Origin of the sequence: Sphingobacterium lumbrici (assembly GCF_006476045.1) — a bacterium.
Classification (GTDB): domain Bacteria; phylum Bacteroidota; class Bacteroidia; order Sphingobacteriales; family Sphingobacteriaceae; genus Sphingobacterium; species Sphingobacterium lumbrici.
On record NZ_SRZY01000001.1, the window covers coordinates 50,114 to 69,095 of the forward strand.

Below are 18,982 nucleotides of genomic sequence, written 5' to 3' on the forward strand. Positions count from 1 at the left end.
TATGCTGTATTGTTAATTCTTCATATTTATTTTCATCTGCAAACTATCCATAAACCAGTTTCCCCTGCGTTCACAAATTATTTGATCTCCATATTTTACATTCACCCGTGCATAAGCATTATTTCCTACTTTTGGCATAATATCACGGTAGTAGATTTTCAACCGATCCAATTTATAATCCAGCGAATCTGCTGTTCCGATTATTAACTCCTCATTACCCACCCGCGGCACTATCTCAATATCATTTTCAGCGTTTACGTATAATTGCACAATCTGATTCTCCCAAAGTTCGTCTCCTCTGACATGATTCACGATCTTCACAAGATCTTTCACCAGCTTACTCTGCACACCATCCAACGGTTTGCCATAGCTTTCTGATATATTTCCATTTGCGACCAGTACATGGGGCACATACTTTAAAGTAACCGGAATTTTCTTTCCCTCTCTATCGATATAAAATTCACGGCCATTTTTATTTATAACCCGCAACACCACTTCTCTCTGCTGCACGGCAACTTGCATAACGCCATCCAAATCTGCATGAATTTCTGCATTAGAGACATACGGAAGATCTTTTAACGATTCTTCGATCTGATTAACCGGAATCTCTTTGATTGCCCTTCCTACTACCCGTCCATATTTCTCATTGATCAACTTTGAAATGTCATGCTGATCGATGAAAGTCTCTTTACCTTCAATCATTACACGTAGCGCTATACACACCTGATCGCTACTCTTCCTAGCGATCAAACTCATAAGCAAGGTCAAACCAACCAGAGCCGCAACTCCGAGAATTCCATAGCCTACAAAGCTCCAACGTATATTTTTTGATCTATTCATGCGCTAAAATAGCCTTCAATGGTTTTACCAAACGATCAATATCTCCAGCCCCAACCGTAACGATTAATTCCGGCTTTTCAGCCATTACCTGATCCAGTACTTCTTGAGGAGTAACCACTCTTTTATTCTCTATTCCTATTTTATTCAATAGCCAGGATGAGTCTACGCCATCAATCGGCAATTCTCTTGCCGGATAAATCTCCATCAGCAGGAGTTCATCTGCCATACCCAACACTTCTGCAAAACCATCTACAAAATCACGTGTACGTGTAAAAAGATGAGGTTGAAAAACAACAGTCAACTTCTTCGTAGGATACAATTTCCGCATGGAATTTAGAAAAGCCCTTAATTCCTCCGGATGATGAGCATAGTCGTCTATATACACGTGCTCGGGTGTACGAACGATGTATTCAAAACGACGCTTTGCTCCTTTGAAATTAGCTAATGCTACTACTATTTTATCGATATCAATACCCAATAATATTGCTACTGTAATAGCGGCAACAGCATTCTCTACATTATGAAGGCCAGGTATTCCAAGACGGATATTTTCAACACGCGTCTCTCCGGAAATGTAGTCAAAATAAAATTCGCCTTCATGTACATGAATATTCCCGGCATAAGCATCGGCACTCGTTTCACGTGAATAGCTAATATCTCCCTCAAAGGGTAGCCCTACTTTTACTATACTTTTACCATCTTCTACTACCCTATCCAAAAATAATTTGAAGGAATCGATCAAATGCGATTCATCACCATATATATCCAAATGATCTGCATCAGCAGAGGTGACTACAGCGATATTCGGATGCAATGTTAAAAAGGAACGATCGTATTCATCGGCTTCTACAACCACCACATTATTATCACCAAATAAAACATTGGTATTGTAATTCGAACTGATGCCGCCTAAAAATGCCGAACAATCGTAACCTGAATCTTTTAATATATGGGCGATCATGGTTGAAGTTGTAGTTTTACCATGCGTGCCCGCTACACCAATTGTAAAACGACTAGCACTGATAAATCCTAAAACCTGTGATCGTTTGTATAGTTCAAACCCCTTATCAACAAAATAATTCTTAATTCTCAAATCTTTAGGGACTGCAGGTGTAAAAACAATCAATGTTTCTACAGATGGATTTTGAAACCCTTCCGGGATTAACTGAATATCATCTTGGTAAAACACGGTAATCCCCTCCCTAACCAAAGCTAAAGTCAAGTCAGTTTCGGTTTTATCGTACCCTATAACGGTACAGCCCAATTGATAAAAGTAACGCGCTAAACCGCTCATTCCAATTCCACCAATTCCGATTAAAAAAACCTGCTTTACCTGATCAATATTCATTTCCTAGTTTATTAATTTTAAAACTTCGTTTGCTATTACCTCATCTGCATCGAGCAAGGCCAGCTTTCTAATATTTTCACTGAGTTCTACACATGTAGCTTCATCTCGAATCAACTTAAGTGTTTCATCTACCAAATGAATACGCGCGCTCATATCGGTCACCATTAAAGCAGCTTTTTTTTCTACCAACGCAACCGCATTTTTTGTTTGATGATCCTCGGCGACATTTGGCGACGGAACTAATATCACGGGTTTACCAATTACGCATAATTCCGATATGGTGCCGGCTCCTGCTCTCGCAATAATTACATCAGCCGCAGCATACGCATAATCCATTCGTTGCAAAAATGGCAATAACTTAATACCAGCGGGCAACTTACCCGTGAGTTCTCTTTCTAATTTTTCAAAATAATAGCCGCCACATTGCCATATCACCTGCACATCTGCCTGAATTAATTTACCGACAGCCTCTTTTATACATTCGTTTAACGTATTTGCTCCCAAACTCCCGCCTGTAACCAAAATGGTCTTTTTGCCTTCCGTTAATCCAAATGAAGCAATCGCTTCGCGATACTTCCCGGAAATATCTACGGAAGCTCTTCGGATTGGATTTCCGGTCAACATTACCCGTTCTGCAGGAAAAAACTTTTCCATCCCATCATACGCAACACATATCTTCTTTGCCCTTTTCCCCAAACTTTTATTGGTCTTACCTGCAAACGAATTTTGTTCTTGAATCAGTGTCGGAATACCGATATGATTTGCCATCATTAACAACGGACCAGAAGCATATCCCCCAACTCCAATTGCTACTTCCCCACCAAACTCCTTAATAATCTGCCGAGACTTCCATAAGCTTTTTACCATTTTAAAGGGTAAAGCTATATTTTTCAATAACGACTGTCTATTAATTCCCTGAATGTCCAACCCTACTATTCTATATCCAGCTGCAGGAACTTTTTCCATTTCCATTTTACCAGCAGCACCGACAAATAAAATTTCAATCTCAGGCTCCGCACGACGTAATGCGTTTGCAATCGCAATCGCAGGGAAGATATGCCCTCCCGTACCCCCACCACTTATGATTACTTTGTGCGCCATACCAAATTATACTGTACCTACGATTACCTTTTTTTGTTTTGGAGTTTCATCCAACTCCTGCTTATGTTTCAACTCCTCTATATTTCTACTTACGGAAAGAATAATTCCCAATGCTACACTCGTAAAAAGAATAGACGTACCTCCCATACTGACTAGTGGCAAAGGAACCCCAGTTACAGGCCCCAATCCTACAGCCACCGCCATGTTCGCCAAGGCTTGTATCGTTAGGCTAAATCCTAACCCCGCAGCCAAAAAAGCCCCGAAGGCTCGCGGACTAAGTGTCACTATACGTATACAGCGATACATTAAAGCCAGATATAAAAACAATAAAATTACGCCACCAATAGTTCCATACTCTTCGATAATAATGGCGAAAATAAAATCTGAATAGGGATGCGGAAGTACATTTCGCTGCACGCTATTACCCGGCCCTTTTCCAAATAATCCACCGGTAGCAATTGCGATTTTCGCATTATTTGCCTGATAATTCTTATCCTCTTGAAAAGGAACATTGGAAGTCGTTACTTCTTCCGTCGCAAAAAAACCCTTTATACGACTAAAATATGTCGCCCGACGTGGCCCCACCGAAATCACTATTAACCCTAACAACCCCACACCTAAGGATACTAAAGCGATTTGTTTGAAGCTGATTCTACCGATCAAAAGCAACAGCACACTAACCCCAAATAGCATAACTGCCGTAGATAAATTGGCCCATGCGATCAACACAAAAACCAGACAAACCGCCCCCATTATCGGAAGAAAAGACTTTTTAACATCTTTAATCTCCTCCTGTTTACGCGAAAGCATCCGAGCCAAGAATGTAATCAAGGCCAGTTTTGCTAAATCAGAGGTTTGAAAAGTCTGATTGATAACCGGAATCGTAACCCAACGGGACGCATCATTCACCTTGTTTCCAAATACCAATGTGTACAGTAACAACGGAATAGTAATTGCCATTAAAAGCTTTGAAATACCTGCATAATACCTATAGTCTAATTTATGAGACAGGAACATCATTACTAAACCTACAGCGATAATGGAAAAATGCTTAAACAAATATAGTTCTGTTCCCTTTCCTTCTTTATACGCAAGCGTACCTACTGAACTGTAGACAGCCAGTAAAGACCATCCGGATAGAATAATCACGATGATCCAAATCCATTTATCTCCCTTTAATTTTGACAGCACTTGTTCCATAACAATCTGTTTTACAGGCTCATTACCGCTTCTTTAAACTTATCACCTCTTTCTTCGTAATTTTTAAACCAATCAAAGCTTGCACAAGCCGGTGAGAGCAATACGGTATCCCCTTTTATGGCAAGGTGCGATGCAATCTCAACAGCATCTTCCATCGATGCACTATTTACAATCACATCGGCTTCTTCTTCAAAAGCATCGTGAATACGTGAAGTATCTTTTCCTATGCAGATAATAGCCTTTACTTTTTGCTTTATCAGGTCACGGAGCATATCATAATCGTTTCCTTTATCGACCCCACCCAAAATCAATACGATATCTGTAGAAAAACTCTCCAGCGCATACCACACCGAATTTACATTTGTCGCCTTCGAATCATTGATATAATTTACACCGCCGATATACGCAACATGCTCTAATCGATGTGGAATATTGACATACGAGCCCATACTCTCCTTCATCGTCTGATTACGAAGCTCCTGCACTTTCGCAATCAATCCAGACGCCATATTATTGTAGACGTTGTGCTTTCCTTGTAATGATAACTCTTCAATATTCATCGTAAATATTTCTCTATTGGGTATGTGAATTTTTATAGTATTGTCCTTATCTAAATACGCTCCCTGGATGACCTCTTTCTCTTGTGTTATGGGTAATAGCGTAGCTTTACTTTCCCAACGAGGCAAGGCTCTCATCGTTTCCTGATCATCAGCGCAATAGATAAAATAATCTTGCTCTGTCTGATTTCGAATCATGCGAAATTTAGAATTTACGTAATTTTCCAACTTATAATCATAGCGATCCAGATGGTCAGGCGTGATATTCAAAATTACGGCCACGTCCGCCCGGAAATGATACATGTCGTCCAGCATAAAACTGGAAATTTCCAACACATAAACATCAAAATTTTCTCGCGCCACTTGAAAAGCAAAACTTTTCCCAATATTTCCTGCCAGACCTACATTTATACCACCCTTCTGCAACATATAATATGTCAACATCGTAGTCGTAGATTTACCGTTAGAACCCGTAATACAGATCAACGTTGCATTCGTATACTGCGCAGCGAATTCAATTTCCGAGATCACGGGAGTTCCCTGCGCTCTTAACTGTTGAATCAGCGGGGCTTTTTCAGGAATACCCGGACTCTTGACCACGAGATCTGCATTTAACACCTGGAGAGCAGTATGCTGACCACTTTCAAATACAATAGTTTCCTTTAGTAAAATTTCTTTATACCCATCGCTGATATCTCCCATATCAGAAACAAATACATCAAAGCCCCGATCCTTTCCTAGTATAGCAGCACCTACGCCACTCTCACCCGCACCGAGAATCACTAAGCGGCCAGTCTGTGGGTAATATGTATGTGCAATATGTGCCATCCTATCTTACTTTCAATGTTACGATTGTTAAAATTGCTAAAATAACACTCACGATCACAAATCGCGTCACGATCTTAGCCTCATGGTACCCTTTCTTCTGGTAATGATGGTGCAGAGGGGACATCAAAAAAATCCGTCTGCCTTCACCATATTTTTTCTTTGTATACTTAAAGTAAGATACCTGAAGAATCACCGATAGATTTTCAATCAGAAAAACGCCACATAATACCGGTATCAATAATTCTTTACGAATAAGAATGGCAAACGCAGCGATAATACCTCCAATAGCCAGCGAACCGGTATCTCCCATGAATACCTGTGCGGGATACGCATTATACCACAAGAAGCCCGTACAGGCTCCGATAAATGCCCCTGCAAAAATTACAAGCTCACCGGAATTAGGGATATACATAATATTGAGGTATTCGGAAAAAATAATATTACCAGATACATACGCCAAGATTGCCAATGTAATACCCACAATAGCCGAAGTACCTGTTGCCAACCCGTCTATCCCATCCGTAATATTAGCACCATTGGACACAGCTGTCACAATAAAGACCACAACAACCAAAAAAACGAGGAATGTCACCAAGCTGCTGTTCAATCCAAAACTATCCAAAACTTTGGCATAATCAAATTCATTATTTTTATAGAAAGGGATATTCGTCTTCGTGGATTTCACATTTTCTGTGTATGTACTTTCACCGGTCTGCGGATTAATCACGACTTCAACCGGCTTCGAAGACGTCGGGTTTGTCACCTGTTCGCGTACGACAATATCCGGATGAAAATACATTGTGATAGCGATGATCGTTCCTAAACCGACTTGTCCGATTACTTTAAATCGGCCAGCCAACCCTTCTTTATTCTTCCGAAACACTTTGATATAATCGTCCAGGAAACCTATTGCTCCCATCCAGATTGTCGTAATAATCATTATGATGACGTAAATATTGTCCAATTTGGCAAACAACACCGTGGGTATCAGGATACCCGCTATAATGATCAAACCACCCATCGTTGGAGTTCCTTGCTTCTTTTTTTCTCCTTCTAACCCGAGATCGCGAATCGTTTCACCTACTTGTTTTCGGTGCAGCAAACGAATTAATCGACTACCAAAAACTGTTGTTATCATCAACGAAACAATAACTGCCATTGCGGTCCGGAACGAAATATATTGAAACAATCCCGATCCCGGAATATGCAAGTGATCTTGTAACCAAGTAAATAAATAATATATCATCGACTTATTATAGTTCGTTAAATGTTTTCTCTAATTCTTCTTTATCATCAAAATGATGCCTTACACCATTAACTTCTTGATACTTTTCATGTCCTTTTCCTGCAATTAAGACAATATCTCCGGCAGCAGCTATATGACAAGCTGCACGAATAGCTTCTCGTCGATCAGAAATAGTAAACACATTCCTTTTCTTATCAACCGGAATACCGGCTTCCATCTCTTTGATAATAGCCAAAGGATCTTCAGTACGCGGATTATCTGAAGTGATAATGACTTTATCGCTATATTTTAGTGCGACCTTCGCCATTTCCGGACGCTTAGTCTTATCACGATCTCCTCCACATCCAAGCACAGTAATAATTTGCTGACCAATCACCCTCAAATCTTTTATTGTCTCCAATACATTTTCGACCGCATCCGGCGTATGTGCATAATCTACTATCCCGACAATTCCATTTTTAGAACGAACAGTTTCGAACCTACCCTGGGCTCCCGTAATCTCACTGATAGCCGTCAAGATTTTCAACGTTTCTTGTTCCAATAAAATAGCTGCACCATATACAGCCAAAAGATTATACGCGTTAAAGCCACCTACCAATTTTACCCATACCTCATGCGAATCGATCTGTAGCAGCATGCCATCAAAATGACTTTCTATTACCTTTGCTTTGAAATCTGCAACATGATGCAAACCGTATGTCTTTTTATGTGCAAAGGTATTCTGAAGCATCACTTGTCCATTTTTATCATCGGTATTCGTAAGAGCAAAGGCATAACGATCCAAATCATCAAAAAACTTCTTCTTTGCTTTAATATAATTATCAAAGCTGCCATGGAAATCAAGATGATCATGCGTAATATTCGTAAAAACTCCACCGGCAAATCGTAATCCGGCAATACGCTGTTGCACAACAGCATGTGAACTCACCTCCATAAAGCAATAATCACACCCCTCATCTACCATATCAGACAGCAATTTGTTCAAAGCCACCGGATCTGGTGTGGTATGAGTTGCCGGAATAATCCGATCCCCGATTTTATTCTCTACCGTCGACACAAGACCAACGTGATACCCCAACTGCCTAAAAAGATTAAATAACAACGTTGCTACCGTAGTTTTACCATTTGTACCTGTAATCCCCACAAGCTTTAAGTCCTTCGACGGATTACCGTAAAAATTAGAGGCTGCGATTCCTAACGCATAAGACGTATCACCCACAACTACATACGTCGTATTTTCATCCAGTTGCTTCGGAAGCTGTTCTACCAGTACAGCTGAAGCATCCATCGCAATTGCTTTGTCAACATAGAGATGTCCATCCGTTTGTACGCCCCTTATTGCGGCGAATAATGTATTTTTTTCAACCTTACGCGAATCAAAACACACCGATGCCACTTCTACGTCTAGTGAACCGACAACCTGAACAACAGGAATAGCATGTAATAATTCTTTAAGTATCATATTAATGCAATTGAATTGCTACGTTTGTACCCAATTTTAATTTCTCTCCAGGTATTAAAGATTGGTTTACCACCTTCCCTTTACCATATATCTGCGCTTTAAAGCCCGCGTTTTCCATTGTGTATAAGGCATCAGCCAAGCCCATACCGACTACGTCCGGCACCACACCTTCTTGAATAGACACTTCCGAAAAAGGAATCCCCTTTGACGATGTATCTATTGTATTTTGTGCGATTATATTCCAGTTCGGTGTCTTTATACCCAAAGCCTCGTACACCTTAACCGAGGCCTCTTTCGAACCTTTCAACGTCAAAGGTATTTTTGAACCTGCTACATTTATTTTACGAGTGGCAAACGTACCATGAAGCGACAAATCATTCGCAAAAACCATGTCGGCCAACTCTTTGAATACAGGTCCTGCCACCGAACCCCCATAATACCCGTTGCGCGGGTTTCGAATCACCACTATGATGGAATATTTAGGCTTATCAGCCGGAAAATACCCCGCAAACGAAGATTGATACCGTCGCGCACCATATCCCTTGGCTCCATCCGCCATCTGAGCCGTACCCGTCTTTCCTGCCGAGGTGTACAGAGAGCTAGCTAATCTCTTACCTGTACCTTCTATCATTACCCCCTCCAACATGTCCTGCATTTTTCGAATCGCATCTTCTGACGCGATTTGCTTATTGATAACACGGGCATTAAATTTCTGCACCGTATTTCCTAAATGACGAATTTCTTTAACAAATAACGGCGCAACCATTTTTCCATCATTTGCCACCGCGTTATACAACACTAAAGTCTGTAGCGGAGTCAACTTTAACTCGTAGCCGTATGCCATCTGTACTAAAGACAACTTACTCCAGCTTCTATTTGCAGGCGTTTTTACAACAGGAATACCCTCTCCCGGAATTTGCAATCCCAAAGGCTGATTCAAACCCCACTTATGCAACTTAGCCGTAAATTTTGCAGGATCACTTCCATAGTGTGTATTTATCAATTTTGTAATCCCTACATTCGAAGATTCTTCAAAAGCTTCTTTTGCGGTCATCTTAGATTTTTTAGGTGCATGCGAATCCCGGATTGTATGAGAAGGCACCTTATACGTTCCATTCCCTACATCAACAATTGTATTGGTATCTATTACCCCATCATCCAAAGCAGTAAGATAGGAAGCCAATTTAAATGTAGAACCCGGATCTGCCCCCTGTGCTATTGCATAGTTGAATTTCTCTCGGTATTCCCCATCTGTATCTTTGGTGAAATTTGCTATAGCACGAACTTCTCCTGTTGCAACTTCCATCAATACCACACAACCATTATCAGCGTTACTGATTTTTAATTGCTTTTCCAATGCACGCTGCGCCATATCCTGCATGTTGACATCAATAGTAGAAATGATATCCGAACCGTCTACCGGAGCCACCTCGATTTCACGATTCAAAGGAACCCACACTCCTCCCGCAATACGCTGCATCATTTGAGCACCACTTTTCCCGTCTATATAATTGCCATACGCTCCTTCCAGACCTACCAGAACAGTATCTATCCCTTTGGCATTTTTATAGCCAATCGTTCGGGCAGCTAAATTCGTAAACGGAAGAATCCGTTTATTCTGACGGACAGCGACCAAACCACCGGAGAAGCGTGATTTCCCTTCCTTGAAAGTTTTCAACAACGGAAATTGCCTCAACTGCTTAAGATCCTGATGCGAAACATTTCGCTTTATCAACACATACCGCTGTTTTTTCGCACGAGCATCTTTTAATGCCACCAAATATTGTCTTGCCGATTTATCTTTAAAAAATCCAGCAAGTTTGTTTGCTAAAGAATCAACTTTAGAATTAAAAACATCATTATGCTCGACTGGAATTGCCATAGCATCAAAACGTATTTCATATTCAGGAACAGAAGTCGCTAATAAACTGCCATCGTTAGCATAAATATTCCCCCGAGCCGCCTCCACAACACGCTCTTGAATGGTTAAACTATCTGCTATGGCACGCCATTCTCCACCATCAATATACTGCAAGTGAATAAGTTTAGCAAAAACTGCCAAGGCCCCAAAGACCATTAGCCCGAACGCCAGGTACACCCTTACCAATATGGATTTCCTAATATTCATTATTCGCTTTTAATCCTTAAACACCACTACCGTTTCTCTTTTACCACTTCAAGTTTAATAGGCGGTTGCGTTCTCTCCTTTAACCCCAACGTATCCGCCCTTTTGGCTATTTCTGACTGCGTCGTTAATTTCATCAACTCAGCAGACAAAGACTTATAATCCCAACTCAATTCCTTTACCTCCCTACCTAATCGATCGATTTGTCGTACCGTTCGCTCCGCCAAATGCCGATTAGAAATATACAACAACCCCAAAAAAGCCAGGAATGCAGCAAAAGGTAGATTTTTTGTTACCAAATACATCGAAAGCTGCTTTGGCGCAAAAATAGAGCGAAGAAAATTCTGAGTTTCCTCTACCTTTTCTTCGACCGCATCGGACAGCTCCTCTTGGATATCCTCACTTAGCTCCTTATTTTTTATTGTATTCTTTCCAGACATACGATCTAGGATTGTTCTGTTTTTTTCGCTATTCTCAATTTAGCACTACGCGAGCGATTATTCAATTCCAATTCCTTAGCTCCCGCTGTTACTGCTTTGCGACTAACAACCTGAAAGGGCTTTATCTCGTTCCCAAAGAAATCCTTTTCCACTTCCCCCCTAAACTTACCTTTGATCATGAAATTTTTAACCAACCTATCTTCTAAGGAATGATATGACATGACTACCAATCGCCCCCCGGGTTTGAGCAGAGACACTGTCTGCATTAAAAATTCCTGCAAAGCCTCCAACTCCTTGTTCACTTCTATACGTAGCGCCTGAAAAACCTGCGCATGATATTTATGCTCCTTTCCTTTTGGTACCAATTTTCTAATCACTTCTTTCAAACCCGCCACTGTTTCGATTTCTTTCGTAAGACGGGCGGTAACTATTGTTTTAGCCAAAGAACGTGCATTCTGAACCTCACCATACATTCCAAAAATCCGATGCAAGTCTTCCTCTGTATATGTATTCAACACCTTTTTCGCATCCAAATCCGAAACCTGATCCATACGCATATCCAGATCCGCATCAAACCGAATAGAGAAACCCCGCTCCGCATCATCAAACTGATGAGAAGAGACCCCCAGGTCAGCCAATATGCCGTCCACCTGCCTTATCCCCTGAAGACGCAGGTTGTTTTTAATGAATTTAAAATTCTGATGAATCAACAAAAAGCGACTATCTTCAATAATATTATTTAACGCATCAGGATCCTGATCAAAAGCAATCAGCCTGCCATTCTCCTCCAGATGCTTCATAATTTCACGGGAATGACCACCACCACCAAATGTAACGTCTACATACACGCCATCCGGCTTGATATCCAACGCCTCAATACACTCCTGAAGCATGACAGGCACATGATATACTTCTTCTTTAGCCATCTATAGATCCTCCAAAATCAAAACCACCCATCACTTCCTCTGCCAATGAAGCAAAATCATCATTCACCCCACCATTCATCATTTCATCATAAATTCCCTTCGACCACACTTCTATTTTATCAAACTGACACGCCAACACAACATCTCCTTCTATTTTCGCATAGTCCAACAGCACCTTTGGCAACAACACCCTTCCAGCCGAATCCAAATTAAGAATAGTAGCTCCACGCATAAACTGACGCACAAACTCCCTGTTCTTCGCATTAAAGGTATTCAACTTCGAAATCTTAGCTGCTTGCTTATCCCATTCTTCACGTGTGTAAATCACCAGATTTTTTTCAAATCCCCTATTCACGATAAGCCCCTCACGCTCAACATCAGGCAACTGCCTTTTGAGCGCGGCCGGGACTACCAACCTTCCTTTGGTGTCCAACTTACATTCGAATTCTCCGATAAGTTGAATCATAAGCTACGTGTCGTAATTAAATTATAATGTAAAAGTAGACACTTTCCCCCACTTTCCCCCACTTTCCCCCACAAAAAAGTTTTCCACATAAAGAAGATAGTATATTTCGCTTCCCAAAACCTCCTTTAATTAAGCGACAAATAACTTTATCATTGATAATCAACAACATCATTTACATCATAAAAAAGAGAATTTGAATCACATTTTTATACCTGTTTGACATAAAAATCGGGTGAATTTTAAAATATTATAGCAAAAAAAATACAACAAGTGGGCGAAAGTGGAGGAAAATAAATTCTTTTAGATATTCCAACATGTTATTCGTTATTCTCCTCAAAATCCGATATTTTTGTGTAAAATTTTAATTGTTAATTTCAGCCGTAATAAAGCTAGCAGAACGACAAATTAATTATTTCATTTTTTACTTTTTAACCGAGCTCCAGCGAGCTCATCTTTAGATAATTTTTACTTAGTAATGCACAGAACACATACTTGTGGCGAATTAAGAATTGCCGATTTAGGAAATACCGTAACACTAAGTGGCTGGGTTCAAAAATCTCGTGATTTGGGGGGAATGACCTTTATTGATGTCCGTGACCGATACGGAATCACGCAATTGACTTTCAACAGTGACGATGACGACCACTTACGGGCGAAAGCAAGAGAATTAGGCCGCGAGTTCGTTATAAAAGTAGTCGGAACTGTTATCGAGCGTTCGAATAAAAATTCAAAAATCCCTACCGGAGACATCGAAATAAAAGTTTCTTCTTTAGACATATTAAACGAGGCCAAATTACCTCCTTTTACCATAGAAGACGATACGGATGGTGGTGATGATATACGGATGAAATTCCGTTATTTGGATTTAAGACGTAATCCTGTGCGTGAAAATTTAATTTTACGCCACAACATGGCGCAGGAAATCCGCCGTTATCTAGACGAACAAGATTTTCTAGAAGTAGAAACTCCTGTCCTCATTAAATCTACACCTGAAGGCGCGCGTGATTTCGTCGTACCTTCCCGTATGAATCCTGGCGAATTTTATGCCCTTCCACAATCCCCTCAAACATTCAAGCAATTATTGATGGTATCCGGATTTGACCGTTATTTTCAAATTGTAAAATGTTTCCGTGATGAGGATTTACGCGCCGATCGTCAACCTGAATTTACACAAATTGACTGCGAAATGTCTTTTGTAGAGCAAGAAGACATCTTAAACATGTTTGAAGGCTTGACAAAGCATTTATTTCACAAGGTCAAAAACATAGACTTAGGTCAAGTACCACGCATGACCTATGCAGATGCCATGCGATTATATGGATCAGACAAACCTGACACACGATTTGGCATGCAATTCGTAGAACTTAATGATATCGTAAAAGACAAGGGATTTCCGGTTTTTGACCAAGCCGAATTAGTAGTAGGAATCAATGCCTCCGGCTCTGCGCACTACACACGAAAACAGTTAGACGCATTGACGGATTTTGTAAAACGTCCACAAATCGGGGCTACAGGCTTGGTATATGCACGCCATAATGAAGATGGCTCCATAAAATCCTCAGTAGACAAATTTTATAGTGCCGAAGAACTAGAAAAATGGAATCAGGCTTTTGAAGGAAAACCCGGTGATTTATTCTTAATCATGGCAGGGCCTACTGATAAAGTACGAAAGCAATTAAACGAATTGCGTCTTGAAATGGGTAATCAGCTAGGGCTACGTGATAAAAATAAATTCTCCCCACTATGGGTCATGGATTTCCCATTATTGGAATGGGATGAAGATACAGCACGTTATCATGCGATGCACCACCCTTTTACGTCTCCAAAACCGGAGGACATTGCCCTGCTAGACACCAATCCTGGAGAAGTAAGAGCCAACGCGTATGATTTGGTCATCAATGGTGTGGAGATAGGCGGTGGTTCTATTCGTATCCACGACAAGGAATTGCAATCGTTAATGTTCAAACATCTCGGATTCACTCCAGAAGAAGCGCAAAAGCAGTTTGGGTTTTTAATGGAAGCCTTCACCTACGGCGCTCCTCCACATGGCGGTTTAGCGTTCGGTTTCGATCGTTTAGTTTCCATTTTCGCCGGACTTGACACCATTCGAGATGTCATTGCATTCCCCAAGAACAATTCAGGACGCGATATCATGATTGATGCCCCTTCCACTATTGCTCAAGAGCAACTGAACGAATTGAGCCTCGCGCTCGCTATTAAAACCAAATAAGTGTATAAATAAGAGATTTAAATATTTTACGTTATATTTAAAAGTTGGTTATCCTGTAACCAACTTTTATTTTTGAATCAAATTAGTAAAGGAGTTCCATGCCGCAAACTATTGCAGATAAGTTTTTAACGGATAGCGCTATCAAATCTTTTGACCAACGCCATCGTGATATTATTACGACAAATATTGACAAATACAATATGGCTTTCGAAAGAGGAAAGAGTAAATTTTACAATTTAGCCAATTCGAAGAAAAAAGCCAATCTCGTAAAATGGAAAATGATGGAAAACCTTGACCGCTACCTAATAGAATTTGAAACTAATTTTACCAAACGAGGTGGCAAAGTAATCTGGGCAAATAATGCTGAAGAGGCACGTCAAGAAATAGGAAAAATCATGGAGACCCATCATGCGAACTCCGTGATAAAATCCAAATCTATGGCAACCGAAGAAATTGAGTTGAACCGTTTTTTAGCAGAAAAAGGAATAGAAGCGATTGAAAGTGACCTGGGAGAGTATATCATTCAACTTTTGGACCACAAACCCTATCATTTTGTTACGCCGGCCATGCACCTGAGTCTGGAAGACATTGCTAAATTATTTCATGAAAATTTCGGAACTCCCCCCGATGCTACTGCAGAGCAACTTACCTTAAAAGCACGAGAGTTACTTCGGCAAAAATACACTTCCGCAGATATTGGTATTTCAGGCGCTAACTTTCTGATAGCAGATACAGGCAGTATTGCGATTACTGAAAATGAAGGGAATGCCCGTCTTACCACTACATTTCCCGATGTCCATATCGCATTAGTGGGAATCGAGAAAATAATTCCCAGTATGATGGATCTGGATATGTTTTGGCCCTTGTTGGCTTCACATGGAACAGGTCAAAATTTGACTGTGTACAACACGATTTTAAATGGGCCACGACAAAAAACAGATACAGATGGCCCTCGCGAGATGTATGTCATATTGCTCGATAATGGCCGAACCAATCTTCTGGAACAAAAAGAGCAACGCCAAGGACTATATTGTATCCGCTGTGGCTCTTGCCTGAACGTGTGCCCCATTTATCAAAATATTGGCGGCCATACATACGAGACCACTTACCAGGGACCAATCGGCTCTTTAATCTCGCCACACCTCAGTGGGATGAAAGAATTCAAACATCTATCCTACGCATCCAGCCTCTGTGGCAAGTGTACCGAAGTATGTCCCGTAGGCATCGATATCCAAAAAATGCTACTACTAAACAGAAGAGATGCTGTCCAAGAAAATCTGGCAACACCAATGGAAAAAAGGATGTGGAAGGGATTTACCTATGCCATTCAAAGAAGGAAACTGATTGATATGTTCGGAGGAAAACTTAAAAATTTCTTTGTACGCACCTTTTTTAAAAAATCGTGGGGAAAGAATAGAGAGCTGCCAAAGTTCCCCAACAAATCCTTTTCGAAACAATGGAAAGAGCAACAAAAAGAATTGGACAAATAAAATGGATAAACGATCGCAGTTGGCATTAAGCAGTGCCGTATTTTTCTTCATTATAGCAGTGCCACTATTATTCAGTTTATCGCGACTAGTGAATGATCCACTTAGCATCACTTCTTCGGCCATTAGCGCAGCCATAGGTGCCCTCATTTACTTTTTTATGGCAAAAAGAAAACTTAAAAAAAACTCATGATTGGAACTAACACAATAGCCGAGAAAGTATCCTGACCGCCATTAAACCGAGTGTAACGAGCTCATTGATGCCTTTAAAAATAAAAAACAGACACTTTCAGAACAAAAGAAGAGCGTAATTTTAGTCGTATTACGCACTTCCACTTTGGCAATGGGCACCTTAGCTTCATCAACAATTTTACCTGTTATAGTCTTTGCGTGAATATGATTTCCGACCACGATGGTAAAAATCAAAAGAATAAATGATGTTAAAGCTTTCATGATTTATAAATTTTGACAAGGGATCCCTGCCTCGAAACATAAATTTCCATAAATGAGAAAAAAAAATTATTTTGAGCCCTGATTATGAAGTTGTTCAATTCATCACAAATGTCAGCTACAGACGATAGTTCTCTTTTAGAAAATTATCGCACCACCGGTGACTTAAAGTATTTGGGAGAATTATACCAGCGGCATACCGAGATGGTATATTATGTATGCTTGCGTTATTTTAAAGAAAGTGAACAAAGCAAAGATGCCGTAATGCAGATTTTTGAAGAACTTATAACCAAAGTAAACAAACAGGAAATCAGAGAATTTGCCAAATGGTTATATGTTGTTAGCAAAAATCACTGTTTGATGACATTGCGAAGCACCAAAGATAATTATGAACTTCCCGTAGATAATTTTATGGAATTTTCTACCTTCTTGCATCAGGAAGAAAATTATGTAGACCAAGAAGAACGATTGTCACAATTAGAACGTTGTATAGATAAGTTACCAGAGAAACAACGGATTAGTGTAGATCTGTTTTTCATCAACGAAAAATCCTACAAGGAAGTGGTAGAGATAACGGGATATAGCATGAATGACGTAAAAAGCTATATCCAAAACGGTAAGCGGAATTTAAAAAATTGTATGGAAAGGAATCATGAGCAAGATTAATCCAGATATCAACTACATCAGAAAATATGTAAATGGAGAGCTCAGTCACCGAGAGATGTTTGAGCTTGAACGTGCTTTCCTAGAGGATGAGATGCTACTGGATATACTATTGGGAATGGAACACGAACAACTCCACAATTACTCCTCAGATTTAAGCGATTTAAGACAACGTATCCATGCACGGAGCCATTTATCGAATAACAAACGTCTATTCCCTTGGAAATCGCTATCTCTTGCTGCCTCACTATTATTAGTTTTGAGTTTGGGAGGATATTGGATCTGGAACAATGGTTCCTCAACAAAAGACACCTTAATTGCACAGTCACCAGAAGAACTAAATGTCCCTACCCCACTGATAGATAAAGCTACAGATACTACAGCTGGAAAAATTGAAGAACAGCAGACTATCAACCAGAATGCTATCGCACACTCATCAGACTCAAAAAACACAAATTTAGGTCATACGGAAAAACAACCGAATAAAGTCGCTTCGAGCGTTTATACTCCAACTAAAAAAGCAGCCATTCCTAATGTTGCCTTTCCGCGTCAAACAGCCCTTCGAGACAGCCCGGCTTATAGTGTCGCCGCATTAAAGCCTTCAAAAGCTGAAAATCTCATTGTAATACAAAACACCCCCAATAAAGAAGAAGTAATAATCGGCAGAGGCATATCGGATAGTAACAAAGAACACAATATCGCTGCAAATATTCCGCAACAGATTCAGGGACGCGCAGAAGGGGTACGTGCTCCAGATATAGGCACAAATTCTTCGAATACGAATAATAGAGTAGCGCTGTCAAGACTGAATTTAGACGCACAATCCAACTACATTTTAGGACAAGTACTTGACATGCAATCAGGAAACCCAATTGAAAATGTTCAAATAAAAGACATGGAGAACAACAACGTGGTTAGCACCGATTCTGCCGGCAATTTCGTGTATTTAGCGAATAGAAAAAACGCACCATTGGAAATTAATGCTGTCGGATACAAAAAAGAAAAAATCCTTGCAGATAATTCTTCTCAAACTATTTTATTGAATCGTCATGATTCCGCTTTAGGCGAAGTAGTTGTAACCTCAGCGCACAAAACTCCCTTGAAAAGCGAACCGGTATCGGGATGGAAAGAATTTAAAGCATATATAAACGCAGAGACTAAAAAGGTTAATTTGGGAAAAGGCATTGTAGCTTTGACGTTTTCCATTACTGCCGAAGGAAGACCGGAGAACATCCTCGTCAGCAAATCGGCTAATTTAAATTTGGATAAAAAAGCAATAGAGATTGTCAAACAAGGACCTCGTTGGATAACAGGAAACAATGGCAAACCGGTATATTTAACGGTAGAATTCAAATAGAATAAGAGGGCGTCTACATTTTCAGTACTATGACAGCTAATACAACACCCCAAGAGCCAAATTCGTTGCTTTAGGAGCTAAAATACGATGCTCATACGCCCCGTATTCTTTATTACGTCCTGCAAAGATGACATCCATCCACTCTTTTGCTTAAATATCTGATTTGGAAAACAACATAATGGAAAGTTTTAAAGATTACTACTCTACTTTCTACAATGATGAAATAGCACACCACTTTCCAAAAAAATTTTTATCG

Annotated in this window: 16 protein-coding genes; 4 read left to right on the forward strand and 12 right to left on the reverse strand. The window is 40.2% G+C overall.

Annotation, left to right across the window (positions count from 1 at the left end; translation table 11 throughout):
* Positions 1-12: 12 nt before the first annotated feature.
* Genes E4F24_RS00225 through mraZ form a run of 11 tightly spaced genes read right to left on the reverse strand, consistent with a single transcriptional unit; the run spans position 13 to position 12,539 of the window.
* Complete coding sequence (locus tag E4F24_RS00225; protein ID WP_140936594.1) at positions 13-840, reverse strand: cell division protein FtsQ; 828 nt, start codon at positions 838-840, stop codon at positions 13-15.
* On the reverse strand, positions 833-2,188 hold the full coding sequence (murC, locus tag E4F24_RS00230; protein WP_140936595.1) for a UDP-N-acetylmuramate--L-alanine ligase: 1,356 nt from the start codon (positions 2,186-2,188) through the stop codon (positions 833-835). The genes E4F24_RS00225 and murC overlap by 8 nt, the downstream gene beginning before the upstream one ends.
* A gap of 3 nt (positions 2,189-2,191) precedes the next feature.
* Positions 2,192-3,289: an undecaprenyldiphospho-muramoylpentapeptide beta-N-acetylglucosaminyltransferase gene (gene murG / locus E4F24_RS00235; RefSeq protein ID WP_140936596.1), complete on the reverse strand. Its 1,098-nt coding sequence runs from the start codon at positions 3,287-3,289 to the stop codon at positions 2,192-2,194.
* Positions 3,290-3,295: 6 nt separating this feature from the next.
* Entirely contained in the window at positions 3,296-4,489 is a 1,194-nt protein-coding gene (locus tag E4F24_RS00240; protein WP_140936597.1) for an FtsW/RodA/SpoVE family cell cycle protein, read from the reverse strand.
* Between the two features lie 11 nt (positions 4,490-4,500).
* Complete coding sequence (murD, locus tag E4F24_RS00245) at positions 4,501-5,874, reverse strand: UDP-N-acetylmuramoyl-L-alanine--D-glutamate ligase (protein WP_140936598.1); 1,374 nt, start codon at positions 5,872-5,874, stop codon at positions 4,501-4,503.
* A 1-nt stretch (position 5,875) separates the two neighbouring features.
* The gene (mraY, locus tag E4F24_RS00250; RefSeq protein WP_140936599.1) at positions 5,876-7,120 is read right to left on the reverse strand and encodes a phospho-N-acetylmuramoyl-pentapeptide-transferase; all 1,245 of its coding nucleotides are present in this window, start codon (positions 7,118-7,120) and stop codon (positions 5,876-5,878) included.
* 7 nt (positions 7,121-7,127) lie between these two features.
* Positions 7,128-8,582, reverse strand: a complete 1,455-nt coding sequence (locus E4F24_RS00255) for a UDP-N-acetylmuramoyl-L-alanyl-D-glutamate--2,6-diaminopimelate ligase (protein ID WP_140936600.1) — start codon at positions 8,580-8,582, stop codon at positions 7,128-7,130.
* Between the two features lies 1 nt (position 8,583).
* Positions 8,584-10,710, reverse strand: coding sequence for a penicillin-binding protein (locus E4F24_RS00260; protein WP_140936601.1), 2,127 nt, complete (start codon positions 10,708-10,710; stop codon positions 8,584-8,586).
* A gap of 26 nt (positions 10,711-10,736) precedes the next feature.
* Complete coding sequence (locus E4F24_RS00265; protein WP_140936602.1) at positions 10,737-11,147, reverse strand: FtsL-like putative cell division protein; 411 nt, start codon at positions 11,145-11,147, stop codon at positions 10,737-10,739.
* Between the two features lie 5 nt (positions 11,148-11,152).
* Positions 11,153-12,073, reverse strand: coding sequence for a 16S rRNA (cytosine(1402)-N(4))-methyltransferase RsmH (gene rsmH / locus E4F24_RS00270; protein WP_140936603.1), 921 nt, complete (start codon positions 12,071-12,073; stop codon positions 11,153-11,155).
* Entirely contained in the window at positions 12,066-12,539 is a 474-nt protein-coding gene (mraZ, locus tag E4F24_RS00275) for a division/cell wall cluster transcriptional repressor MraZ (protein WP_140936604.1), read from the reverse strand. The genes rsmH and mraZ overlap by 8 nt, the downstream gene beginning before the upstream one ends.
* 475 nt (positions 12,540-13,014) lie before the next feature.
* Between mraZ and aspS the strand changes: the two genes are divergently transcribed.
* Together aspS and E4F24_RS00285 are read left to right on the forward strand one after the other, a co-directional pair.
* On the forward strand, positions 13,015-14,769 hold the full coding sequence (gene aspS, locus E4F24_RS00280; RefSeq protein WP_140936605.1) for an aspartate--tRNA ligase: 1,755 nt from the start codon (positions 13,015-13,017) through the stop codon (positions 14,767-14,769).
* Positions 14,770-14,867: 98 nt separating this feature from the next.
* Positions 14,868-16,259, forward strand: coding sequence for a LutB/LldF family L-lactate oxidation iron-sulfur protein (locus tag E4F24_RS00285; protein WP_140936606.1), 1,392 nt, complete (start codon positions 14,868-14,870; stop codon positions 16,257-16,259).
* A gap of 231 nt (positions 16,260-16,490) precedes the next feature.
* On the opposite strand, the gene E4F24_RS00290 is transcribed toward E4F24_RS00285, so the two are convergent.
* Entirely contained in the window at positions 16,491-16,709 is a 219-nt protein-coding gene (locus tag E4F24_RS00290; protein WP_140936607.1) for a hypothetical protein, read from the reverse strand.
* Between the two features lie 108 nt (positions 16,710-16,817).
* Here E4F24_RS00290 and E4F24_RS00295 point away from each other — a divergent pair, with 108 nt between their 5' ends.
* Positions 16,818-17,372: an RNA polymerase sigma factor gene (locus E4F24_RS00295; protein WP_235891116.1), complete on the forward strand. Its 555-nt coding sequence runs from the start codon at positions 16,818-16,820 to the stop codon at positions 17,370-17,372.
* Positions 17,359-18,726, forward strand: a complete 1,368-nt coding sequence (locus E4F24_RS00300) for a carboxypeptidase-like regulatory domain-containing protein (protein ID WP_140936609.1) — start codon at positions 17,359-17,361, stop codon at positions 18,724-18,726. Before E4F24_RS00295 ends, E4F24_RS00300 begins: the two co-directional genes overlap by 14 nt.
* The last annotated feature ends 256 nt before the right edge of the window (positions 18,727-18,982 follow it).